Origin of the sequence: Bilophila sp. 4_1_30, from assembly GCF_000224655.1 — a bacterium.
GTDB lineage: Bacteria > Desulfobacterota > Desulfovibrionia > Desulfovibrionales > Desulfovibrionaceae > Bilophila > Bilophila wadsworthia.
On the sequence record NZ_JH114232.1, the window covers coordinates 980664 to 1004664 of the forward strand.

Here is a 24001-nt window from a genome sequence, read left to right on the forward strand (position 1 = left end):
GAGAGTTCGGGCGGCTTTTGTTTTTGGGGAGTCTGGCGGCGAGGTATAAAGCCGTCATTTCCTCTTGAGCCTGTTGGGGGAGAAGGGCTTTTGCCGACAGGGAAACACGGCGGAAGGGATTCGATAAAGTTAAAAGTCTTTGAAGAGGATGGGGGGAGGTTTGGAGGGGGGAAGGGGAAACTTTCTTTAGAAAGTTTCCCTTCCCCCTCCAATCTTTAATCACCACCAAAACGTCTCCCGCAGTACATCCTTCCGATAGCGGTCATAGGTGGCCATCATGCCGCAGAAGACGGGAAAGGCCGCGGCGGGAAGAACGGAAACGGGCAGATTCAGGGGCAGGCCGACGTACCAGAGGGCGAGCCCGTCGATGAGGATGACGGCAAGGCCCAGCCAGCACCGCCCGAGAAGGGAAAAAAGTCCGGCCTGAAACAGCGCCTTCCAGATAATGCTCATGTTCAGCCATGCATAGGCGGTTCCGAAACCAGGCCCGATATACAGGCGCTCGGTGTGGAACGAGCCGTACAAAAAGACGGCGGCAAAAGTGAGGAAGGCGAGCAGGGCCCAGAAGCCGCGCCCGAGGCAGAACAGCAGGACAAAGAGCAGGGCGAGGGCTTGAAGGGCTTGATAATACGGTGTGTAGGCCTCAATGAGGATGTCCGTGAACGCGGAGGCGTCCGTGGGCAGGATGAGCGGGGCGTACAAAAACAGGCCCACGGCGAGGAGCACGATGCCTTTGCGCCAAAGGCCGAAGAGGAAAAAGGCGAACGGGCCGAGCAGGTAGGCCCAGACATTGAAGAGCAGGGCGGGGCTGACGGAAGGCCGGAAAAAGGGAACGCCAAAAAAGCGCCCGGTAAGGGTACTGGAGGCGATGGCCTCAAAGCGGCTGTTCCCGGGCGGGGCGTTTGCCTCGTCGGTTGCTGGGGTCATTTCCGGTCCTTGCGCTTGCGTTGCCGGATGGCGAGCGTCAGGCCCGCAAGCGCGCCCCCGATCATGCCTACGCCGAAGGCTCTGGGAAGGCTGTCGGAAAAACCGGCGAGCGCGTACAGGACGCCCATAGAACCGCCGATGAGAATGCCGCGGAGAAGAAAATGTCGCATGATATCCCTGTCTCTAACGATTTATGAGTATAGGACTCTTTTCTCTAGGTACGGTACATGCTACCGTCCGACCGAAATGAGATCTTTTGAGTAGTCGATGCGGCGGCGGCATGTCAATGCGCATCGGCCGGTGCGGCGTTAGGGAAACGGATAACGTAAGGAATAGCTGATGAAATCTCCAGTTGGTACCCCTCTGTCGTTGATGGTGTCCGTGTGCACGCTGTTTGCCCTGCTGCTTGTGGGCGGGTGCAAGTCAGAGGAGAAGGGCCGGACGGCCTCGCTTCCCCCGCCGCTCGTGGGCGTTATGACCGTCGAGGAGCGCAACGTCCCGGTCAGTTTCACCTATGCGGGGCAGACGGAAGGTTCCCGTGCCGTCGAAGTACGGGCGCAGGTTTCGGGCATCCTCATGCGCCGCGCTTATGACGAAGGGCAGTATGTCAAGCAGGGGCAGCTGCTGTTCGAGATCGAGCCGGATACCTACAGGGCGGCGCTCCGTCAGGCCAACGGCGTCATGGAACAGGCGCAGGCCAAGTTCACGCAGGCCCGCCAGAACCTGAACCGTGTTCTCCCGCTGTACAAGAAAAACGCCGTCAGCCAGAAGGACCGCGACGACGCTCAGGCCGCTTACGACAGCGCCAAGGCCGACCTCGATTCCGCCAAGGCCGCCGTGAGCGAAGCGGAAATCAAACTCAGCCACGCCTATGTGACCGCTCCGGTCGCCGGGTTCGCCAGCCGCGAATACCGTACGGTCGGCAACCTCATCACCGCCGGTTCGCAGGACGGCAGCCTTCTGACCGTGGTGAACCAGAACGATCCCATCTACGCCAACTTCGCTATCCCGAGCCCGCAGTTCATGCGCCTGCGCGCGCTGCAGGAACAGGGCCGCCTCAAGTCCGACGGGACCGTGGCCGAGATCACCCTCGCGGACGGGACGGTTTACCAAACGAAGGGCGTGATCACCTTCATCGACAAGCAGGTCAACACCAACACGAGCGTGGTTGCGGCCCGGGCCGAGTTCGTCAACCCGGATCTGTTCGTCCTCCCCGGCCAGTTCGTGCGCGTCACCCTTTCCGGCATGGAACTGGTCAACGCCATCCTGATCCCGCAGCAGGCCGTCATCCAGACGCAGAAGGGCAGTATGGTCGTCGTGGTAGGCGAGGGCGACAAGGCTGAAATGCGCCCGGTGGACCTTGGCGACAATTACGGCGACAGTTTCCTGCTGAACAAGGGCGTGAAGGCTGGTGAGCGTATCGTGGTGGAAGGCGGCAACAAAGCCGTTCCCGGCCAGCCCGTGCGGATTCAGCAAGCCTCCGTTCAGGACGCGAAGCTGCCGGATCAGCCCGTCGGCACAGGCTCCGATTCCGGCAAGGCCGAATAGGGGAGCGCTATGGAAAACAAACAAACCCCGGCGCCGGAACAGGCTCCCGAAATCAAGGAAGGCTTTTTCCTCCGCCGTCCGATCTTTTCCACGGTTATCTCGCTTATCATTACGCTGGTGGGCGCGATCGCCATTTCAGTGTTGCCCGTTGAACAGTATCCCGACCTGACCCCGCCGCAGGTGGAAGTCAACGCGACCTACACCGGCGCGAGCGCCAACGTCATCGCTGAGACCGTGGCTTCGCTGCTCGAAAGCCAGATCAACGGCGTCGACAACATGATCTACATGAACTCGGTCAGCTCGGGGACCGGAAGCATGAGCCTGACCGTCTCCTTCAATGTGGGCACGGATCCGGACCAGGCGACCATCGACGTGAACAACCGGGTTCAGCTTGCGCTGGCGCAGCTTCCGCAGGAAGTGCAGCGCATGGGCGTCTCGGTGCTCAAAAAGTCGTCCTCCATGCTCCAGATCATCTTCCTGACCTCGCCGGATCAGCGGTACAACACCATCTATCTCAGCAACTACGCATTGCTGAACATCGTCGACGAGCTGAAACGCCTTCCCGGCGTGGGCGATGCCAAAAACTTCGCGGCGCAGGACTATTCCATGCGGGTGTGGCTCAAGCCCGACGTGATGAGCCAGCTCGGGGTCACGCCCGAGGACATCGCCACCGCCCTGCGGGATCAGAACGCCCAGTTCGCGGCGGGCCGCATGGGCGCTGAGCCCATGTCCCCCGGCGTGGGCGTGACGTGGCAGATCACCACGCAGGGCCGCCTGACCACCCCGGAACAGTTCGGCGACGTCATCCTCCGCACGCAGCCGGACGGCTCCATCCTCCGCCTCAAGGACGTGGCGACCATCGAACTCGGCGCGCAGAGCTACGATTTCGTGGGCAAGTACAACGGCCTCGACGCCGTGCCCATCGGCATCTACCTCTCGCCGGGCGCGAACGCCCTTGCCACCGCCGAAGTGGTCAAGGCCAAGATGGAGGAACTGTCCAAAGAGTTCCCCGTGGGCGTGGCTTACAGCATCCCCTACGATACCACGACCTTCGTGAAGATTTCCATTGAGGAAGTGGTGAAGACGCTTTTCGAGGCGATGGTGCTGGTGTTCCTCGTGGTCTACCTGTTCCTCCAGAACTGGCGCGCCACGCTGATCCCCTGCCTCGCCGTGCCCGTATCCATCGTGGGGACGTTCGCGGGCATGTATGCCCTTGGCTTCTCCATCAATACCCTGACCATGTTCGGCCTTGTGCTTGCCATCGGCATCGTGGTCGACGACGCCATCGTCGTGCTCGAGAACGTGGAGCGGCACATCAGCGACGGGCTGCCGCCGCGCAAGGCTACCGCCAAGGCCATGCAGGAAGTGACGGGCCCGGTTATCGCCATCGTGCTGGTGCTGTGCGCCGTGTTCATCCCCGTGGCCTTCACCGGCGGCATGGCGGGCCGCATGTACCAGCAGTTCGCCATCACCATCGCGGTGTCCGTGGTCATCTCGGGTGCGGTGGCCCTGACCTTCACTCCCGCCCTGTGCGCCCTGCTGCTCAAACACGGGCACGGGGAGCCCAACGTTTTCTTCCGCAAATTCAACGAATGGTTTGAAGGGCTCACCGGAAAATACGTCAGCATCGTGAAGCTGCTGCTCCGGCGCAGCCTGCTTGCCGTGGGGCTGTTCGTGCTTGTGCTCGTGGGCATCGGCGGCGTGTTCGAGCGCGTGCCGGGCGGACTCGTTCCCGATGAGGACCAGGGGTATCTTATCGCGCTCATGACCATGCCCGACGGCGCGGCCATCAGCCGCACGTCCGCCGTGGTGGAAAAGCTCGACAAGGCCATCATGGCCGATCCGCTGGTCGCGGACGTGATGAGCTTCTCCGGTATGGACGCCGTGAGCGGCGCGGCCAAGACCAACGTGGCGACGTTCTTCTTTACCCTCAAGCCGTGGGGCGAACGCAAGGCCCCCGGCGACAGCTCCTTTGATCTTGCCCGCAAGCTGTACGGCATGGGCTTTGGTCTGGAGCAGGGCTCGTTCATAGCCTTCAACCCGCCGCCGATCAGCGGCATGAGCAACACCGGCGGCTTTGAGATGTGGTTGCAGGACCGCAACGGCAGGGGGAGCGTGGAACTTTCCGACGTTGCGCAGAAGCTCGCGGAAGCGGCGAACAAGCGGCCCGAGCTGCAAGGCGTGAGTACCTCGTTCACGGTCAACGCGCCGCAGCTTTTTGTCGAGCTTGACCGCGAGAAGGCCCGTACCCTCGGCGTGAACGTGTCCGATGTTTTCCAGACGATGCAGGCGACGTTCGGTTCCTCCTACATCAACGACTTCAACCTCTACGGGCGGACGTTCCGCGTCTACACGCAGTCGGAAAAGGATTACCGCGCGCGTCCCGAGGATCTGGCGGAAGTGTACGTCCGCAACAAGCAGGACGAGATGATCCCCCTGACGGCCCTGATCAACGTGAAGCCCACGTCCGGGCCTCAGACCGTGGAGCGCTTCAACAACTTCCAGGCCGCCAAATTCATGGGCAACCCCGCAACGGGCTACAGTTCCGGGCAGGCCATGACGGCAATGGAGGAAGTGGCCAGGGAAGTGCTGCCGGACGGGTACACCATCGCGTGGTCCGGCTCGTCGTATCAGGAAAAGCTGGTCAGCAGCGGAGGTTCGCTCGTTTTCGTGCTCGCGCTGGTCATGGTCTTCCTGATCCTCGCCGCGCAGTATGAAAGCTGGTCGCTCCCGCTCACCGTGCTGACCGCCGTGCCGTTCGGCGTGCTCGGGGCCATCACCGCCATCTGGCTGCGCGGCATCTCCAACGACGTGTATTTTCAGGTCGCCCTTGTCACGCTGATCGGCCTGTCGGCGAAAAATGCCATCCTGATCGTGGAATTCGCCGTCGAGCAATACCGTAACGAAGGCAAGGACGCCGTGCACGCGGCCGAAGAAGCCGCCCGTCTGCGTTTCCGGCCCATCGTGATGACCTCGCTGGCCTTCATCCTCGGCTGCGTGCCCCTTGCCGTCAGTACGGGCGCGGGCGCGGCCAGCCGCCACGCCATCGGCACCAGCGTCATCGGCGGTATGCTCGTTGCGACCCTTGTCGCGCCGTTGTTCGTGCCCTTCTTCTTCCGCTGGATCATGAGGGCCTCTGAAAAGCTTATGGGTACGGGGAAGAAGGAAGAGTAAAACCGAGAGAGGGGGAAGCCCTTCTTCAAAAGGATGTCCCTCCCGCCCCGTCTCCCCAGGCCTTTTGTAATGGAGGCAAGGGGCATATATTGGCTCATCGTTGCATTGCACGGCATCACGCCGGAGGAAATCGAAGACATTCCTGACGCCTTCGGAGCGGCGGGGGACGCGGCGCAGCCGTGGCCCACGCCGCGCTGAGGGGGTCCGGGGGGAATCATTCCCCCCGGGCAGGTCCGGGCGGCAGCCCGGCCGCCGGAGGCATTCTCCCGAGGAGAGAACACATGCGTATTTTTGTCGTAGGACTGATGATGCTTGGCTTGGCGGGGTGCTCGTTCGCGCCGGACTACCAGCGTCCCCAAATGGAATTGCCGCAGGCGTGGAAAGATCCCGGAAAGGGCGAACAGCTTGACGAACAGTGGTGGAAGCGCTTCGACGATTCCACGCTGAACGCGTTGGTTCAGGAGGCGCTGATCGCCAACCGCGACATCGCGGCCGCCGTGGCGCGGGTCGACTACGCGCGGGCGCAGCTTGGCGTGGCGCGTGCGGAACTGCTCCCGCTTTTGAGCGGGCAGGCGCAGGGGACGCAGACCTGGGTGGACAACACCAAGATCACGAGCGGCTCGCAGTCGCCGTTCTCGGCGGGCTTCGGGGCGACATGGGAACTTGACCTCTGGGGCAAGCTCCGCAACGCCAAGGAAGCCGCCATGTATCAGGTGCTCGGAATCGAAGCGGCGCAGCGCGGTATGAGGCTCTCCATCGCGGCGCAGACCAGCAACGCCTACTTCCTGCTGCGGAGTCTTGATCTCCAGCTCTCGACCGCCGAGCGGACGGTCAAGACGCGTACGGATGCGCTCAGGATTTATACGGCCCGTTATGAACAGGGCCTCATCAGCGAACTGGACTTGAGCCGCGCCAAGACGGAAGTGGAAACCGCCAAGACGGCCCTCTACCAGACGCGCATTTCCCGCGATGCGGCGGAAAGCGCTTTGGAAGCCCTGCTCGGACGCTCGCCCAAGGACATCATGGATGGTACCGTGCAGCGCGGCATGACGCTGGAATCCATCCCCACGCCTCCGGTCATTCCGGCGGGCGTGCCTTCCGATCTGTTGGAACGCCGCCCGGATATCCAGCAGGCCGAGATGGCCGTCAAGAGCGCCAACGCCAACATCGGCGTCGCCAAGGCCGCATGGTTCCCGGCCATTTCGCTGACCGGCCTCTTCGGCGTGGTCAGCCCCGAACTGCATACCCTGATGAGCAATCCGCTCCAGACGTGGAGCTACGGCGGAGCGGCTTCCGTGCCGCTGCTTGATTTCGGGCGTGTGAAGTACGGCGTCGAGGCTGCCGAGGCGAAGCAGCGCGAATCGCTGGCGACCTATGAAAAGACCGTTCAGGGTGCCTTCAAGGAAATGCGCGACGCCCTGACCCGCCAGCAGGAGATGAGCAATGTCGTCGCCTCGCTGGAACGCATGGTCAAGGAGTTGCGGCTTTCCGTGGAGCTGGCGAACACGCGTTACGACAACGGCTATTCCTCGTACCTGGAAGTGCTGGACGCGGAACGCTCGTTGTTCGACAGCGAAATGCAGCTCGCCGCCGCGCGCAGCGAACGCCTGTCGTCCATCGTCAATGTCTGCCTCGCGCTTGGAGGCGGCTGGAAGTAGCCTGAAGAAACGCTGTCGTGGAAGGGCCTCTCTCCGGAGAGGCTCTTTTCGTTCCCGAGGCGTGGTGCCGAAGACAGTAGGCTGTACGCGGGGGGAGGCCCTTTTTTCCGGGGGGCCTTTTTTCTTCAAAGGCGGTTCACTGTACGGCTGGGGGCGCGTTTCTTCATGGCGTCCTTCTCCCTCCCGGAGGCGCGCCGTTTTCCCTTCCGTATGTTTGTACTGGACAAACGGGGGGATTGGCTGTAGTTATCCACAGATTACGTTTTTCACTTTGAGGAGTACTATCATGGCCCATAAGAAAATCGAGCGTAAGAAGGAACTTGATCGTCGTCGCAAGCGTCGCGCCGAGCGCATCAAGGCCCGCATTCACGAAGCTCAGGCTGCTGCCAAGAACAGCAAGTAAGTCTGGCGATCTTTCTTGTGCCGGAGCCCCGGCACGAAGCAGCGGATGCGCCCCGGCGCTTCCGCTGTTTCTCCTTTGTCCGAATTCCGGGAAATCGTCAGGTTTTCCGGTTGTTTTGTCAGTGAAGGCCGCTTGGAGCGGTCCTGAATGCCCTTGGTGGAGCGAGTCGATGCCGATTTACGAATACCGCTGCCGGAAGTGTGGCAACGTGTTTGAAGAATGGGTAAAAACGTTTGATTCTCCGGAGCTTGAGCCCTGCCCCAAGTGCGGCGGCGATGCCGAACGGATCATGTCCAATACGTCTTTTAAGCTTGAAGGCGGCGGCTGGTTCGCGTCCTGCTACGGCGGGAAAGCGTCCGGTTCCGCCAGTGATGCTGCCCCGGCTGCGGACGCGGCCCCGGCAAAGGCTGATGCGGCCCCCGCGAAGGCGGAGGCGGCTGCCTCCGGTTCGGGTGGAGGTTCCAAGGCGGCTACGGCCTGATTTCTTGCGGCGTGGGCGTTTGCCCGCGCCGTTTTCTTACTCTTTTTGTGAGGAGATCCCATGATTGAACGCTATACCCGCCCGGAAATGGGCAAAATCTGGACGCCCGAGAACCGCTATCAGGCTTGGCTGCGCGTTGAGCTGGCCGTATGCGAGGCGTGGAACCGCGTCGGCGAAATTTCCGATGCCGACATGGAAACGCTCCGCAAGGAAGCCGATTTTACCGTTGATCGCGCTTTCGTCGATCGCGCCAACGAAATCGAGGAAACCACCCGTCACGACGTTATCGCCTTCCTGACCGCCATTGAAGAGAAGGTCGGCCCCGTTTCCCGGTTCATCCATCTGGGCTGTACGTCTTCCGACATCGTGGATACCGCCGGTTCGTTGCTCATGGTGGAAGCCGGCGAACTGATCCTCAAGGCGTTCGACCGCGTCCTCGCCGTGCTCAAGAAGATGACGCTGGAGCATCAGGGGCTGCTTTGCATGGGCCGCACCCACGGCATCCACGCCGAGCCCACCAGCTTCTCGCTCAAGATGGCGGGCTTCTACGCCGAATTCAAGCGCGACCGTGCCCGTTTCGCCGCCGCCCTCGACGACATGCGCGTGGGCAAACTCTCCGGGGCCGTGGGGACGTACACCGTGCTTTCGCCGGAAGTGGAAGCCATCGTGTGCGGCCTGCTCGGCCTCAAGGTGGATGAAGTGTCCACGCAGGTCATCCAGCGCGACCGCCACGCCGCCTATTTCACGGCGCTGGCCGTGACCGCCGGGACCATCGAGCGCCTCTGCGTCGAGCTGCGCCATCTCCAGCGTACCGAAGTCCGCGAAGTGGAAGAAGGTTTCGGCAAGGGACAGAAAGGTTCCTCCGCCATGCCGCACAAGAAGAACCCCATCTCCGCCGAGAACATGACCGGCCTGTCCCGCCTCATCCGCACCAACGCGCTGGCGGCGCTGGAAAACCAGGCGCTCTGGCATGAACGCGACATCAGCCATTCCTCTGTGGAGCGCGTGATCATGCCCGACTCCACGATCCTCACGGATTACGTGCTGCACCGCCTTTGCCGCCTGCTCGAAGGGCTGCGCATCATGCCCGAGAACATGGCCCGCAATATGGAGTGCTCGTTTGGCCTCTATTTCTCGCAGCGTGTGCTCACCGCGCTTATCGAGACGGGCATTCCGCGCCAGGAAGCCTACGTCATGGTGCAGCGCAACGCCATGAAGAGCTGGGAGACCCGTCAGCCGTTCCCGGAACTCATCAAGGCCGATCCCGAAATCAACAGCCGCCTCAGCGAGGAGACCTTCGCCGGGCTGTTTGATCCCCAGTTCTATCTCCGCCACGAAGGCGACATCCTCAAGCGCGTGTTTGAGGAATAGGAGACTTGGAGGGGGAAAACCTTCTGGAGAAGGGCTTCCCTTTCCCCCCCTCCAAACCACCCCCTTTCCCTCCTAAGGCTTTTGTAATGGGGGAGGGGAGTGGCCGCGATTTGACGGAAGGGCTTTTTTTCGTTTTTTTGAACTTCTTCCGCGCCGCCTCCCCACCAGTCGAAAGTCTTGGGAAAATGAGGGGAGGAGGTCCGGGGGAGGGGAGAAGGAAGCCTTTCTCCATAAAGGTTCCTTCTCCCCTCCCCCGGTTCCACACTTACCACCACAGGAGCCACCATGCGCGAACTCAAAAAGCGCCTCGCCAAGATTCTGATCGAACGTTCCTACCGCGAAGGGGATTTCACCCTCGCTTCGGGCCGCAAGAGCGACTACTATTTCGACTGCCGCCAGACCGCGCTGCACCCCGAAGGGTCGTGGCTCATCGGTACGCTGTTCAACGAGCTGCTGGCCGATCTGGACATCAAGGGCATCGGCGGCATGACGCTCGGCGCCGACCCGCTGATCTCCGCCACCACCGTCATTTCGCATGAAAAGGGCCGTCCGCTCGCCGGGCTCATCGTGCGTAAGGAATCCAAGGGCCACGGCACCAACCAGTATGTGGAGGGCCTGTCCAACTTCAAGCCCGGCGATCCCGTGGCGATGGTCGAAGACGTGGTCACGACCGGCGGTTCGCTGCTGAAGGCGTGCGAGCGTGTGAAAGACGCGGGCCTGAACGTGGTTGCCGTGTGTACCGTGCTTGACCGTGGCGAAGGCGGCCGTGAAGCCATCGAAGCCGCGGGATACCAGCTCCGCGCGCTGTTTACCCGTCCCGAACTGGTCGAGCTTGCCAAAGAAGACTAGCCGGACGCATTGACGCTTGTGATAAGGCCCCTCGGAGGAATCCCCGGGGGGCTTTTTGTTTGGTGGGCAGGGAAAAGAATAAGGGGGTCGACAAAAAAGTGGGAGGGACGCAGGATAACGGCTTGGGTTTTTGCGAAAAGGAGATTTTCATGCCGTTTGAATGTGTTTCCATGAGGGTGTGGGGCTGTACCGCGCTGTTGCTCGCTGGCTTGATGTGCGTGCCGGAGGCAAGGGCATGGGAGGCCGTGACGGATGGGCTGCCTGATCAGGCGGTGGTGGCCGTGGACAAGTCGCGTCAGCGTTTTTTCCTCATGGAGAAGGGGAAATCCCGCGATTATCTGTGTACAACCGGGCAGGCGCAGGGCGACAAACAGGTACGCGGCGACTTGAAGACGCCGGAGGGCGTTTATTTTGTTGTGCGGAAGCGGACGGAACGGCTGGATTTTGAGGAGTACGGCGGGGAAGCTTATATCCTTGACTACCCGAATCCCGTGGATCGGCTGCGCGGCAAGACGGGATCGGGGATTTGGGTGCACAGCCGGGGTAGGGCGATCACGCCGTTTGAAAGCCGGGGATGCGTCGTCCTGAACCTCAAGGATATCGCCGAAGTCGGGCCGGAACTGAAGCGGGGGACACCCGTGCTTATCGGCGAACGGGTGGAAATCGCGCCCCGGAAGGACGCCGTACGCGAAGTGGAGGAACGCACCCGTGGCTGGCGCGCGGCTTGGCGCCGTGGCGAGGCCGGGGACGGGTTCATTGCGCCGGAACGTGCCGCATCCATAAGGAAGGTAGAGCGCCAAGAAAAGCGTGTACGGGTCACATTCGGGCCTGTCCGGGCTCTGGAAGGGCCGGGGTATGTGGTTTCGTGGTTTGCCCAGCGCACGGCTTCGCCCGACGGAGGCGCGGAGACGGGGGTACGCCGCCTCTATTGGGAGAAACAAGGCGACGGCGAATACCGCATCGTCGGAATGGCATGGGCCGACTAGCGTTTTTGGGCTTTGAAACAGTGGTATTTCAACTCAATGTTCCTCCGCTCCCGGCGTCAAATGGCCGGGAATTCCGGAATGGAAGACGTCCTGTCCAGCCCGTATTTTTTCAGCAGTTCATAGAAATGCCCGCGTGAAACGCCGGCAATCCCGGCGGCGCGGCGGACGTCTCCCTGACAGGCGGCGAACAGCCCGGCGATGTACTCGCGTTCGGCTTTGGCCTTCATGTCGCGCAGGGTTGGGAAGGTTTCGGGCTTCCGGGGCTGCGTGGAGGGGGCTTGTTCCGGGAGAGGGGCGGCCGGCGCGGATTCCTCTGGCTCGGAGAGGTGCACAAGCCGTTTGCGGGCCAGTTCGATGCGGATTTCCGTGGGCAGGTGCCGGGTAAACAGCTGGGTGCCGTCCCCCGCTGCTGCGCAGGCCCGTTCGATGGTGTGGCGCAGTTCGCGCACGTTGCCGGGCCACGAATAGTCCGCCAGCATCGCGTAACAGTCGGGAGTCAGCTCCTTGTTCGGGAGTTCGTGGCGCTGGCAGTAGCGTGCGGTGAAGTGCTCGGCGAGCAGGGGGATATCTTCGGCGCGGCGGCGGAGCGGCGGCACATGGATGGTCATGCCCCGCAGCCGGAAGCGGAGATCGCTCCGGTAGAGGTCCATGCCCACCATGTCGTCGAGATCCCGGTTGGTTGCGGCGACGAGGCGGAAATCGCTTTCCACTTCGCGCACTTCGCCGACGGGACGGAAGCGGCGCAGCTCCAGCGCCCGCAGGAACGCGCCCTGCACGGGGAGGGGCAGTTCGCCCACTTCGTCAAGGAACAGCGTGCCGTGGTCGGCGGCGGCGAGAAGACCCTCGCGCGCCCTGTCGGCTCCGGTGAACGCGCCCCGGGCGTGTCCGAACAGATGCGCCTCCACCAGCGTTTCTGGCAAGGTGGTACAGTCCACGGTGACGAACGGGCCGGACGCCCGCAGGCTGTTGGCGTGCAGGGCGCTGGCGAACAGTTCCTTGCCGGTCCCGGTTTCCCCGGTGATGAGTACGTTGACGTTGCTCGCGGCGGCTTCCCGCAATGCTTCCAGCGCTTCGGCCAGCGCGGGGCTTTTTCCGATGATGTCGGGATGCCGCAGCAGGCTGCGGGACTGGCTGTCCCGGCTGTTTCGCCATTGCACGGCCTGCGTGAGCGCCTTCGAGAGATCGCGGACGCGGAGCGGTTTGACCAGATACTCCCACGCCCCGGATCGCAGGGCCGCCTCGGCGGCGTCGGCGTTGCCATGCCCCGTAATGATGATCACATCCGGACGGCCCGGAAGCTGTGAAAAGGTCTCCACATGGGCGAGCCCGTCCCCGTCCGGGAGCAGTACATCCAGCAGTACGATGTCCACGCCGCGCTGCGCGAGGTCTTGCCCTTCTTTGATGGAGGCGGCGGTGAGCACTTCGTGCCCGAGGGACTCCCCCACATCGGCCACGAGTACCCGGATCAGGCTTTCGTCATCGACAACAAGGATACGGGCCATATTTACGCCCCGCAGTGTTTACGAAGAGCGGCGGAAGCCCGTTCCAGCGCTTCGATGGTGGTGCGCAGCAGGGCGGCAAAGTCCTGTCCGGCCGGGGACGCGGCGGCCTGCTCCAGATCGGAGCTGGCCTTGCGCAGGCTCTCAAGGTGCAACATGCCCGCGCCGTTTTTGAGGCTGTGCGCCTGACGCCGCAGCTCGGGGCAAAGTTCGGGAAGCGTTTCCGGTGACAGGGCGAAGCGTTGCAGATTGGCCCGGATGTTGGGTTCCTCGCCGAGGAAGATCCCCACCAGCCGCTTGAGGAGGGCTTCACCGCCCAGAGCATCCAGCGCGGCGGCGGGATCGAAGACGTCGGCGGGCTGTTCAGCGGGTTCGGATGCGGGCATGGGCGTTTCCTCTTGTTCCTTGCGGGTGAATGGGAGCAGGTCGGCCACGACGGAGGCCAGCTTTCCGGCCTGTACGGGCTTGAGCAGCCAGCGGTTGATCCCCATGCGGCGGAACGCCTGTTCGTCGCCGGGGTCCAGCGTGGCGGTCAGCACGAGGATCGGGGTCTCCGGCGCGACGCCGAGTTCCCCGGAACGGATTTGCCCCGCGATGTCGAGCCCGGTCATGTCCGGGAGGCGCATGTCCAGCAGTACGGCGTCGGGTTGCAGTTTGCGGATGAGGTACAAGGCGTCCTCTCCGCTGCTCGCCATGTGCGCGGCATATCCGGCCTGCGTCAGCGCCTCGTTGAGGAACAGGGCCGTAACCGCCGTATCTTCAGCGACCACCAGCCGTCCGCTCGTCCCCGTTTCTGCGGGGCGGTCAGGCTGGGCGAGGGGGGAGGGAGAAGCGGGGCAAGGGGAGGCGGGCGTTTCCGGCAGGCCGTCCGAGTCGGCCGCCAGACGGAACAGGGCTGTGAAGGTGAATACGCTGCCCATGCCGGGCGTGCTGGAGAGCGTCAGGTCGCCGCCGAAGCGCCGCGCGATGTTGCGGGCGATGGCAAGCCCGAGGCCCACGCCGGTTTCGTGCTGATCGCCCGAATCCCGGACGCCGGAGCCCTGTTCGAAGCTCTCGAAGATGCGTTCCTGTTCGTCCGTGGGGATGCCCCTGCCGGTGTCGATGACTTGGAAGGACAGCGCGCATCGGCCCTCGGGGGCCTGCGATTCCGCCCGGGTGACGCGCAGGGTCACGGAACCCTTTTCCGTGAATTTCACCGCGTTGCCGAGCAGGTTGCCGAGCGCCTGACGCAGCCGGAAACCGTCGCCTACGAGCCTGTCGGGGACGGTGTCGTCCGTCACGAGCGAAAGCCGGATGTCCCGGCTGGCGCAGGCCGGGCGCAGCACGGCGATGCAGGCGCCGAGCTCGGCGCGCAGGGAGAACGGCGCGCAGCAGGTGGGCTGCCTGTCGGCCTCAAGCAGTGAATAGCGCATGATGCCGTCGACGACCGTAAGCAGGCTGTCGGTGGCCTTCCGGAGGTTGGCGAGCAGATAGCGGTGACGCGAATCCTGCGTTTCGCGTTCCAGCAGTTCGGTCATGCCGAGGATGCCGGTCAGCGGGGTACGCATATCGTGGGTCATGTTGGCGAGGAAGGCGCTCTTGGTGCGGTTGGCGGCTTCGGCAAGCTCCTTCTTGCGGTTGATCTGGAACGTGGCCCCGCCGATCCCCACCATGCCGATGATCCCGATGATCCCGAATGCGAGCCCGGTGGTGCGCTTGCGTTCGGTCGCCGCTGCAAAAAGGGGCTCGGCGGAGATGGATACGCTGATGCCGCCGAGCACGTCGCCGACCTTCTTGTCCTGATGGCACTGGATGCAGCTTTCCTTGGCGGGCAGGGCGGCCATATAGCGGTAACGTATACCCTCCTTGTCGGAAACGAGATCGAAAAGCTCGTGCCTGTCCTTTTCGAAAGAGAGCAAGGCCCCGGTTTCCCACTGATCGGCCCGGTTTTCCGGACGCTTCGGGGACAGGCTGGAAATGCGGAAGCTCGCCAGCGTGGAGGTGAAGCTTTCCGCGATCTGCCGGGTCATATAGGCGGGGTTGACCTTCACGAGGGTCGTGCCTCCCTCGGCGCGGAGTGTGCGCTCCTCCTCCGGCAGCCACGGGTTGGCGGGGCAGCCGGGGTGTTCGCGGACCCAGACGCCGCCGTTGTTGGCGTTCCAGTCGCGGGTATCCACGATGCTGGAAAAGAGGGTCGCGGTCTGGATGCGGGCCAGTCCCGTGGTGTACTCGTCCTCGCGCTGGGCGGTCCAGCGGAACAGCGTGAACAGCAGCAGCCCCCAGAGCAGGGTGATCAGCAAGGGAAGGCGCAACACGCGCCATGAGAACGTGGACATGAAAGGCTCCTCTCAGGAACGGAGGCAGGGGAATCCGTGAGGCCGGTTGCCCGTGTCCCAGAACTTCCGGACGGCTTGCCCGGTTCCTGCCGCTCCCGCGCGTGTCTTCTCTTGATCCGGTGGATCGGCGTTCAGGCTTGTGACAAAATAGGAATCATTCTGAACAGGTTGTCTGAATCGGACAACCTGTCAGTTTTTTCTGACTAGCTGTCATAAAAATCATACTGTAGCAAGGGAAAAGGAAGAATGAGAATGCTCCTCATCTTCACTGTTCCCGTATCATTTGTTATTTCAGGAGGATTGTGCTTTGTACGAAAAGGCGCAATCCCGGCACGGTTTTTGATAGAAGGCATAAGAGGATTGCCGTTCGCGGCGCGCCGGGAGACGGCCCGCCAAAGCGGTTTTGGTATCTGTTGCAAGAGGAGGCAAGAATGTCTGAGGTGTCACCCCGCAAGTGCCCGTGGTTGAAGATACTGCTGGGCGGCGTTGCGCTGGGCGTGCTCGTGCTGGCAGGGCTGGCGTGGGGTATGCGGGTGACGGATGCGCGTCCTTTCTGTTCCAGTTGTCATATCATGGAACAGGCCGCACGGACGCACAAGCTGTCCCCCCATGCCAAGCTGGCTTGCAACGAATGTCACGCTCCGGCGGCGTTGCTGTCGAAGTTGCCCTTTAAGGCGAAGGAAGGCGCCAGGGATTTCTACATGAATACTCTGGGCGATGTGGACCTTCCCATTGTGGCGGGCATGGCGACGAAGGACGTCGTCAACGCGAACTGCAAGGCCTGTCATTTTGCAACCAACGAGAATGTCGCCAGCATGGACGCCAAGCCCTACTGCGTCGACTGTCACCGTAGTGCGCAGCACATGCGCATGAAGCCCATCAGCACAAGGATGGTGGCCGATGAATAGCCGAGTATTTTACACTCTGATCAGGTTGGCGGTGGTGTGCGCCGCCTTGGGACTTGCCGCGGGCTGCGACGACGTGTCCACAGCCGAATTGAAGACCCCGGTCTACAAGACGGGCTTGAAGGACTCCGACGACAACAAGACCTCGGCGTTTCGCAAGGACTTTCCCCTTCAGGCCGCCAGCTACGACCGCAACAACGAATCCACGTTCATGAGCAAGTACAAGGGCTCCGTCAACTTCATGAAGAACGACGACGTGGACCCGCTGCCCGAAGGCTACAAGCAGGGGGCCCAGCCCTACCTCAAGAACCTGTGGCTCGGCTATCCCTTCATGTACGAATACCGTGAAGCGCGCGGCCACACGTATGCGATCCACGACATCCTCGAAATCGACCGCATCAACCGGTACGGTGAAAAGGGCGGGATGCCCGCCACCTGCTGGAACTGCAAGACCCCCAAGATGGTGCAGTGGATCAAGCAGTACGGCGACGATTTCTGGGCCAAGGACTTCAACCAGTTCCGTACGGAAGTCACGGACGACGATTCCATCGGCTGCGCGACCTGCCACAACGCCGAAACCATGCAGCTCCAGCTCTACAGCGAGCCGCTCAAGGGTTATCTGAAGTCCGTGGGCAAGGACCCCGCAAAGCTCCCCCGCAGCGAGATGCGTTCGCTCGTGTGCGCCCAGTGCCATGTGGAATACTACTTCAACGATCCCGGCCACGGCCCCACCAAGCGCCCTGTCTTCCCGTGGAAGAACGGCTTCACGCCCGAAGCCATCTACAGCGTGTATGAAGACAACGGCAATGTGGACATGCCCGGCTTCAAGGGCAAGTTCGCCGACTGGGTGCACCCCGTTTCCCAGACGCCCATGCTGAAGATGCAGCATCCCGACTATGAAACGTGGATCGACGGTCCGCACGGCGCCGCTGGTGTGGCCTGTGCCGACTGCCACATGCCGTACCAGCGCGAGGAAGGCAAGAAGATGTCCAGCCACTGGTGGACCTCGCCCCTGCGTGACCCCGAACTGCGCGCCTGCCGCCAGTGCCATGCCGACAAGACCGCGGCCTACCTGCGCGGACGCATCGAATACACGCAGGACAAGACCTATAAGCAGCTTCTCGTGGCGCAGGAATACTCCGTGCGCGCCCACGAAGCCGTGCGCCTTGCTCTCGAGTACACCGGCGAAAAGCCCGCCGATTATGACCAGCTGATCATCCGGGCCAAGGAAGCCGTCCGCAAGGGCCAGATGTTCTGGGATTTCGTGTCCGCCGAAAACAGCGTCGGGTTCCATAACCCCGCCAAGGCCCTCGACACCCTGACCAGTTCCATCACCCTGAGCCAGGACGCCATCAACGCGGCGCTCAAGGCCACCAACTACGGCATCGCGCCGAAGCTGGAAGGCGACATCAAGCAGATCGTGCCGCCCATCCTCAAGATGAGCCGCAAGCTCCAGCAGGACCCCGAATACCTCAAGACCCATCCGTGGTTCGCGTACCTGAAGCCTCTGCCGAAGGCCGGCCAGATGTGGGAAGGCAACAAGAAGATCCAGTAGGCATATGATGAAGGGGGAATCCCCACCCAAAGGCGGAAGCCGGGGATTCCCCCTTTCCTCTTAACGCCATGAACGCATCATGCGGGTGAGAGGATACCCTCAAGACGGGGCGGCTGATCAGCCGTGCCCCTTTGGCGACAGGCCCCTTCCCCTTTTCTACGGGAGAATCCCCTCCCGTTCACGTCATCCTCACTCCATAAACGGCAAGCCCTTCCGATGCATGACCGGAAGGGCTTGCCGTTTTGTTGATACGCCGCGTGCCGCGATGGGTGTTTCGTGGGACAACAGCCCCGTTTTGTTGGGGCGATGCTGCCTGTTCGCGGGGAACCTTTTCCGGACGCGGGAGGGATCTATTTTTTCTCGTTGTCTACATCCACGGTCGTTTGGGAGGAATCCTCCTGTGCCGCACTCTCTTCGGCGGACGGAAGCGCGGCTGAGGCGTCCACATCCACGGCAGGAGGCAGGGCTCCTGGCTGGCCGCCGGGGACCGGGGGCAACATGCGCAGTTCCGTGGTCGGCGCGTGCTTGGTGTCGAGGATGACCATGCCGGTACGTTCCAGCACTTCGTGGCGGAACGCGTATTCGGCTTCCATCTGCTTGGTTTTGTAGTGCATCCACGCCCGGACCACATAGCTGACCATCCAGGCCACGGCGAAGCCGCCCACGACCCATATGGCGACCAGATGGAAGTTTTCCCCGAGTTTCAGGAGCAGGCTCATCACCCCGTCGAGATAGTAGATCGCGGCGCACATGAGCACGAAGCCCGCGAACAGGATCACCGTGGGCGCTCCCCGGACCAGCGCGTAAAACGTCTGCATCCGCTGCGGGACGCCTTCGAGGTTCACGTCTTCGCCGCCGCGCGCCCCCCGGGAGAAGCCGAGGCTTACGAGGTTGACCAGCAGCATGGCGAGCACAGGGACCATAACCACGGCGACCAGATAGCCTATCCACGGGAATTGGAAGTGCGGCACGCCGCTGGACGAGGGCTGGGCGTTGGTGATGCTGATGATGATGGCGCCCACCGTTACCGCGAGCTCCATGAGGACGATGCCGATGACGAGGTAGAGGAATAAGGTTTTCTGCTCTTTTTCAGTGAATTGCTTGCCGAACAGCGTGTGGTGCTTCTGTTCCGCGCCGCTGTCCTGCGGGGTTTCGGGGGCATCTTTGGAGGCTTCGGCCTCCTTGCGCTCCGCATGTTCGTATTTGGAAAGGTTCATGTATGCTCCATTGCTTGGTGATGGATCTCATTGGTATGTTTTCGAAATGGGGTAGTATCATAAAGCCGTGCCGTCCGCCAAGGTATGGCCCGCCTCTTCACCGCTGGAGCGGCGGATTCTTTGGGCCGCGCCAGCACGGTCATGGACTGCCGGAAGGGCTTATGATAACAGTAAGAGGCAACAGAACAGAACAGGCGCCCGCCGAGGGGATCAACCATCTGTCGAGGAAAAATATCGTGTCTTCTCATAAAGTTATCAAGACAATCGCGGAAATCAACGAGCGCATCAAAAAAGGTCAGGCCGTTGTCCTCAACGCTGAGGAAATGACCGAGGCCGTCCGGCGCATGGGCCCGGAAAAAGCCGCCCGTGAAGTCGACGTGGTGACCACAGGCACGTTCTCGCCCATGTGTTCGTCCGGTTTGCTGTTCAACATCGGCCAGCCCGAACCGCCGAAAATCCGTACCACCCGGGTCTGGATGAACGACGTCCCCGCCTACGCCGGGCTCGCCGCCGTGGACGCCTATCTTGGCGCCACCGAGCTGCCCGAGGACGATCCTCAGAACAAAGTCTATCCGGGCCAGTTCAAATACGGCGGCGCACACGTCATCGAAGATCTCGTAGCCGGGCGCAGCGTCCATCTGCGGGCGACCTCATACGGGACGGACTGCTACCCCCGCCGGTCCCTCGACCGTACCGTCACGCTGGCGGATCTGACCTGCGCACAGCTTTTGAATCCGCGCAATTGCTATCAGAATTACAACGCGGCGGTAAACTGTACCAGCCGCACGATTTATACCTACATGGGGCCGCTCAAGCCGGATATGCGGAATGTGAACTTCGCTACGGCGGGCTGCCTCTCGCCGCTGTTCAATGATCCGTGGTTCCGTACCATCGGCACCGGGACGCGCATTTTCCTTGGCGGCGGGCAAGGCTACGTCATCGGTGCGGGCACGCAGCACGATCCCTCACCCCAGCGCACCGAGAAAGGGCTCCCCCTCAGCGGCTCGGGCACGCTCATGGTGCGCGGCGATCTCAAGGGCATGAAACCGCGCTATCTGCGCGGCCTGTCCCTCACCGGGTATGGCGTGTCGCTGTCGGTGGGCGTGGGGATTCCGATCCCGATCCTCAACGAGGAAATGGCGGCCTTTACCGGGGTTTCCAATGAGGACATCCTGATGCCCGTGAAGGATTACGGGTATGACTACCCTAATGGCCTGCCCCGGGTTATCCAGCATGTGCGCTTCTCCGACCTGCTTTCCGGCGAAGTGGAAATCCAGGGCCGCAAAATCCCGACCGTGCCTCTGACCAGCCACGTGATTTCTCTTGAAATCGCCGACACGCTCAAGGCGTGGATCGAAAAGGGCGAGTTCCTTTTGACTGAAGCGGTTGATCGTATTCCGGCGTATTGATGAACGCTTGGGGAGGAGAAACTTTCTGGAGAGGGGGACACCCCCTTGCTCCTCCCCAAAACTGCCGGCCCGGATTGTGCCTATCCCCTTATCTTCAAAGGCTTTCGCCTTATCTTGAATCCCTGCTCGTGGAAGCGGGAAATGAACCTGCCCTGCGGGTGGCTCGGGAAAGGCGGCCTTGGGGGCGGGCAGGGTTCTTGTCTTTTGCGGAAACGGTATTAGTTTTATAAGGCAATTCTCTTTGGAAGCCGGGCGCTCTGGCTTTCTCTCCTTTTCTTTCCGTACAAACGTAGCGAGACGAGGTGTTTTGGTGAAACTCCCCGAATTTGGTTTTTTGGAAAAATGCAAGATTGTCGGCAAGACGCTGCTGGTGCAGGTTTGTTTGTTCATTACGTTGCTGCTGCTCGCGTGGGGCAGCCAGGCTCTGTATGCGAAGCTCGATCGCACGGAATTTCCCACCCCCGTACAGATCACCGACGCCGACAAGCTTGACGAGAACGCCAAAGGGAAGGCGCTGGTGGACGCCATCACGCACCAGATGCGTTATGAGCTGAACTCCACGTTCGGGTGGAGCATCAACGATATCTTGTTCAACCGGTTCGTGTTGGACAACCGGGCGTACCGCCAGTACGGCGTGTACCACGCCACCAAGGTGCTGATGGACCTGTATTCCATGACCATCGCCAAGCTCGGCACCAACGACCGCGAGAGCGAAATGCTCTATAAGGCCCGCCTGAACAGCTTTGCCATCGATCCGCGCAGCTTCATGTTCCCGTCCGCCGAGTCGTCCTACAAGAAGGGGCTCAAGCTCATTGAACAGTATAAGGAGAGCCTCGACAAGGGTACCGGCGTGTACAACTGCCGGACCGACGACCTGTACGCCTCCTTCGACCTTGTGATCGGCGAAAACCTGCTCGGGTATGCGCTCGGCCTGCTTGAAAACTCGCAGGAACTGCCGTTCTACACGCTGGACAACCGTATTTACGAAGTACAGGGCATTGTGCTGGTCGTGCGGGACTTCATCAGCGCGCTGTATGAACTGTACCCCGAAATCAGCAGCAAGGGGAACGCGGGCAATATGGCCGCCGCGATCGAATACATGAACCGGATCTGCACCTATGATCCGCTGTACATCACGTCCAAGGTAAACTCCGGCGAACTGATCATTTCGTATGTGCTGTTCGCCAAGAACCGCCTCGAAGACATCCGCAACAGCATCCGCATCTAAGTTTTTTATCAGGTTCAAAGCAAAAGGGAGAACGGCACGCCGTCCTCCCTTTTTTGTCGTCTTCCGGAAACTGGAGGCTACGCGCCGTAGTACTCCTTATACCACTTCACGAACTGCCCGACGCCGTATTCTACGGAAGTCTGCGGGCGGAATCCGGTGTCCGCGATGAGGTCGGACACGTCGGCCCATGTGGCTTCCACGTCGCCGGGCTGCATGGGCATGAGGTTGCGGATGGCTTTCTTGCCGAGGGCGTCTTCGAGCGTGCTGATGAAAGTCCCGAGTTCGACCGTATTGTTATTGCCGATATTGTAGATACGCCACGGCGCGGTGCTGGTCGAAGGGTTGGGCTTGGCGCTGTCCCAAGCCGGATCGGGCTGGGGGATGCGGGCCATGACGCGCATCACGCCTTCGATGATGTCGTCGATGTAGGTAAAGTCGCGGCGCATTTTGCCTTCGTTGAAGACCTTGATGGGTTCCCCGGCGAGGATGGCCTTGGTGAACAGGTAGAGGGCCATATCCGGGCGGCCCCACGGCCCGTAGACGGTGAAGAAGCGCAACCCCGTAGCCGGAAGGCGGTACAGGTGGCTGTAGGTGTGGGCCATGAGCTCGTTGGCTTTTTTGGAAGCCGCGTACAGGCTGACCGGGTGATCCACGTTGTCATGTACGGAGAAGGGCATGGAGGTGTTCATGCCGTACACGGAACTGGACGAGGCGAACACCAGATGCTCCACCTTCCCGTGGCGGCAGCATTCGAGCAGGTTGCCGAAGCCCACAAGGTTGGACTGGACGTAGCTTTTGGGATTGATGAGGCTGTAGCGCACGCCCGCCTGTGCCGCGAGGTTCACGACATGCGAGAACGTGTTGCGGCCGAATACGGCTTCCAGCGCGGCGTCGTCGGCGAGGTCCGTATGTTCGAAGGTGAAGCCGGGCAGGGCCTGCAGCTGTGCCAAGCGATCTCTCTTGAGCTGCACCGAATAGTAATCGTTGAGATTGTCGATGCCGACGACCGTATGCCCCTCGGCGATCAGGCGTTTGGAAAGGTGGAATCCGATGAACCCGGCCGCGCCGGTGACGAGAACGTGCATGTGGACCTCTTTGGATGATTGATACGTGGGAAAAGATGCCGGGTGCGCTTTCCGCGCGAAGGGAGCGCCTCCGATACTTTGCCCGCAAAAAGACTGTTTTATTGCGATAATACGCTGAAATTTTTAAAAAAGGAGACAGATTCGGAAATGTTGCCCCGTCTCCCCGGAACCCTTCTATCTTCCTGCAATGATGGACTTCAAGAAGGTGATAAGCTGGGCATAGCGCTGCGGCTCCCCGATGAGGTCGTCGACGTGCGGCGTGACCACATAACGGTGCCCATGCACGATGCTTGGCGAAAGCGGGCGCAGATCGGCAAGCCCAAGCTCGGGCGGAACCTGCCCGCACATGAGGATGACGCTTTCGGGTTTGAGCGCGGCGATGCCGCTCAAAAACATCCGGGCATCGACCGTCTGTTCCGATTCGCCGTCCCCATAGGGGTAACGGTTCAAAGGCCAGAACGCATGGCTCCCCTTGGGGAGCGCCATATCCCCGAGCAACCGGCGCAGGAAGTCGCGGTGCGCGGCGTCGGCGTCGCCGCCCAGATCCCGGCTGAGGGACGGATAGGACCAGACCAGCGAGGGGCGGGGCGGCGTTTTTTTGAGCAGCGTCTGCCAATAGGCGGGCCAGGCGTCCGGGGCCAGAGTGCCCGTGTCCGCGATCCGCACAGGTTTTTGCGGGGCGCTGGAAACGGGCTGCGGCTGGGGGGGAGGGGTATAGGAAGGCGGCTGAGGCTGGCGGCGCTCCTCGCGCTGTGGCGGCGCACTGTGCTGCCGGACGGGCTGGACGGGAGGCGCGGCTTCGGACGGCTCGGGTTCCGGGCGCGCCAGAAGACGCTCCCTGACTTCGTCGTCGAGGAGCAGATGCGTGATCCCGGCCTGACGCCACGGGCGGAAGGCCGGGGAAATATTCAGCGGGACAGGAGCCACGAGAGCAATCTCCACGCAACGTCTGTTTTGGAAAGGTGCGCCCAGCGTTCTTCGCGCCCGGAAGCGTCGGCGACGAAAACCGTGTTGTCCGGCGTGCCGAAACCGTCTTGGAGCAGGTTGCCCACGACCATGTCGGCCTTTTTGGAAACGAGCTTGCCGCGCACGGAGTCTTCGAGGTTCTGTGATTCGGCGGCAAAGCCCACGACTTTCTGATCGGGCCGACGGTCGGCGGCGAGCGTTTTCAGGATGTCCGGATTGGGCGCGAAATGGACATCGAACCCGTCCGGAGCGTCGCTTTTCTTGAATTTCTTGTCGCCACCCTGTGCCGGAGGCACGGGGGAGAAGTCGGCCACGGCGGCGGTAAACACGCCCGCATCGCACTGCGGCCACACCGAAGCGGCGGCCTCCAGCATGTGCCGGGCTGAACCGACGTTGTGCCGGGCGATCCCGGCGGGCAGCCACGG

20 protein-coding genes are annotated in these 24001 nt (G+C 61.9%); 11 read left to right on the plus strand and 9 right to left on the minus strand.

The genetic code is table 11. The features are described 5' to 3' along the window. The 3 genes from HMPREF0178_RS22570 to HMPREF0178_RS22010 form a co-directional block, all read right to left on the minus strand. Window positions 1–229 (minus strand): hypothetical protein (locus tag HMPREF0178_RS22570; RefSeq protein ID WP_232281257.1); only part of this gene is annotated, 229 nt, incomplete at its 3' end. Next, a complete protein-coding gene (locus HMPREF0178_RS10965; RefSeq protein WP_009733463.1) occupies window positions 220–927 on the minus strand; it encodes a hypothetical protein in 708 nt (235 codons plus the stop codon). The genes HMPREF0178_RS10965 and HMPREF0178_RS22570, both read right to left, overlap by 10 nt. After that, window positions 924–1097: a hypothetical protein gene (locus tag HMPREF0178_RS22010; protein ID WP_005025158.1), complete on the minus strand. Its 174-nt coding sequence runs from the start codon at window positions 1095–1097 to the stop codon at window positions 924–926. Before HMPREF0178_RS22010 ends, HMPREF0178_RS10965 begins: the two co-directional genes overlap by 4 nt. A gap of 169 nt (window positions 1098–1266) precedes the next feature. Here HMPREF0178_RS22010 and HMPREF0178_RS10975 point away from each other — a divergent pair, with 169 nt between their 5' ends. The 7 genes from HMPREF0178_RS10975 to HMPREF0178_RS11005 all read left to right on the plus strand — a co-directional run bounded on the left by HMPREF0178_RS10975 (window position 1267) and on the right by HMPREF0178_RS11005 (window position 11397). Beyond that, complete coding sequence (locus HMPREF0178_RS10975) at window positions 1267–2475, plus strand: efflux RND transporter periplasmic adaptor subunit (RefSeq protein ID WP_009733464.1); 1209 nt, start codon at window positions 1267–1269, stop codon at window positions 2473–2475. A 9-nt stretch (window positions 2476–2484) separates the two neighbouring features. Continuing rightward, window positions 2485–5649: an efflux RND transporter permease subunit gene (locus HMPREF0178_RS10980; RefSeq protein ID WP_009733465.1), complete on the plus strand. Its 3165-nt coding sequence runs from the start codon at window positions 2485–2487 to the stop codon at window positions 5647–5649. Window positions 5650–5930: 281 nt separating this feature from the next. Continuing rightward, a complete protein-coding gene (locus tag HMPREF0178_RS10985; RefSeq protein ID WP_009733467.1) occupies window positions 5931–7307 on the plus strand; it encodes an efflux transporter outer membrane subunit in 1377 nt (458 codons plus the stop codon). Window positions 7308–7879: 572 nt separating this feature from the next. Further along, window positions 7880–8191, plus strand: a complete 312-nt coding sequence (locus HMPREF0178_RS10990) for an FmdB family zinc ribbon protein (RefSeq protein ID WP_005025168.1) — start codon at window positions 7880–7882, stop codon at window positions 8189–8191. A gap of 60 nt (window positions 8192–8251) precedes the next feature. Next, a complete protein-coding gene (gene purB, locus HMPREF0178_RS10995) occupies window positions 8252–9562 on the plus strand; it encodes an adenylosuccinate lyase (protein WP_005025170.1) in 1311 nt (436 codons plus the stop codon). A 285-nt stretch (window positions 9563–9847) separates the two neighbouring features. Then, window positions 9848–10411: an orotate phosphoribosyltransferase gene (pyrE, locus tag HMPREF0178_RS11000; protein ID WP_005025172.1), complete on the plus strand. Its 564-nt coding sequence runs from the start codon at window positions 9848–9850 to the stop codon at window positions 10409–10411. A gap of 149 nt (window positions 10412–10560) precedes the next feature. After that, window positions 10561–11397: a murein L,D-transpeptidase family protein gene (locus HMPREF0178_RS11005; protein ID WP_009733469.1), complete on the plus strand. Its 837-nt coding sequence runs from the start codon at window positions 10561–10563 to the stop codon at window positions 11395–11397. 56 nt (window positions 11398–11453) lie between these two features. Here the strand turns inward: HMPREF0178_RS11005 and HMPREF0178_RS11010 are convergent, their stop codons facing one another. Together HMPREF0178_RS11010 and HMPREF0178_RS11015 are read right to left on the minus strand one after the other, a co-directional pair. After that, the gene (locus tag HMPREF0178_RS11010) at window positions 11454–12899 is read right to left on the minus strand and encodes a sigma-54 dependent transcriptional regulator (RefSeq protein ID WP_009733470.1); all 1446 of its coding nucleotides are present in this window, start codon (window positions 12897–12899) and stop codon (window positions 11454–11456) included. Window positions 12900–12901: 2 nt separating this feature from the next. Next, on the minus strand, window positions 12902–15211 hold the full coding sequence (locus HMPREF0178_RS11015) for an ATP-binding protein (RefSeq protein ID WP_009733471.1): 2310 nt from the start codon (window positions 15209–15211) through the stop codon (window positions 12902–12904). Between the two features lie 431 nt (window positions 15212–15642). Here HMPREF0178_RS11015 and HMPREF0178_RS11020 point away from each other — a divergent pair, with 431 nt between their 5' ends. Together HMPREF0178_RS11020 and HMPREF0178_RS11025 are read left to right on the plus strand one after the other, a co-directional pair. Next, window positions 15643–16119, plus strand: coding sequence for a NapC/NirT family cytochrome c (locus HMPREF0178_RS11020; protein ID WP_009733472.1), 477 nt, complete (start codon window positions 15643–15645; stop codon window positions 16117–16119). Further along, window positions 16112–17671, plus strand: a complete 1560-nt coding sequence (locus HMPREF0178_RS11025; protein WP_009733473.1) for an ammonia-forming cytochrome c nitrite reductase subunit c552 — start codon at window positions 16112–16114, stop codon at window positions 17669–17671. The genes HMPREF0178_RS11020 and HMPREF0178_RS11025 overlap by 8 nt, the downstream gene beginning before the upstream one ends. 350 nt (window positions 17672–18021) lie before the next feature. On the opposite strand, the gene HMPREF0178_RS11030 is transcribed toward HMPREF0178_RS11025, so the two are convergent. Continuing rightward, entirely contained in the window at window positions 18022–18888 is an 867-nt protein-coding gene (locus HMPREF0178_RS11030) for a hypothetical protein (protein WP_009733474.1), read from the minus strand. A gap of 236 nt (window positions 18889–19124) precedes the next feature. Here HMPREF0178_RS11030 and HMPREF0178_RS11035 point away from each other — a divergent pair, with 236 nt between their 5' ends. Together HMPREF0178_RS11035 and HMPREF0178_RS11040 are read left to right on the plus strand one after the other, a co-directional pair. After that, window positions 19125–20297, plus strand: a complete 1173-nt coding sequence (locus HMPREF0178_RS11035; protein WP_039958937.1) for a homocysteine biosynthesis protein — start codon at window positions 19125–19127, stop codon at window positions 20295–20297. A 310-nt stretch (window positions 20298–20607) separates the two neighbouring features. Further along, window positions 20608–21525 (plus strand): DUF2333 family protein, encoded by a 918-nt coding sequence (locus HMPREF0178_RS11040; RefSeq protein ID WP_009733476.1) that lies wholly within the window; start codon window positions 20608–20610, stop codon window positions 21523–21525. Window positions 21526–21602: 77 nt separating this feature from the next. On the opposite strand, the gene HMPREF0178_RS11045 is transcribed toward HMPREF0178_RS11040, so the two are convergent. From HMPREF0178_RS11045 to HMPREF0178_RS11055, 3 genes are all read right to left on the minus strand, one after another. Next, entirely contained in the window at window positions 21603–22610 is a 1008-nt protein-coding gene (locus HMPREF0178_RS11045; RefSeq protein ID WP_009733477.1) for an NAD-dependent epimerase, read from the minus strand. A gap of 174 nt (window positions 22611–22784) precedes the next feature. After that, the gene (locus HMPREF0178_RS11050) at window positions 22785–23537 is read right to left on the minus strand and encodes a hypothetical protein (RefSeq protein ID WP_009733478.1); all 753 of its coding nucleotides are present in this window, start codon (window positions 23535–23537) and stop codon (window positions 22785–22787) included. Beyond that, window positions 23519–24001 (minus strand): phosphopantothenoylcysteine decarboxylase (locus HMPREF0178_RS11055; protein ID WP_009733479.1); only part of this gene is annotated, 483 nt, incomplete at its 5' end. The genes HMPREF0178_RS11055 and HMPREF0178_RS11050, both read right to left, overlap by 19 nt.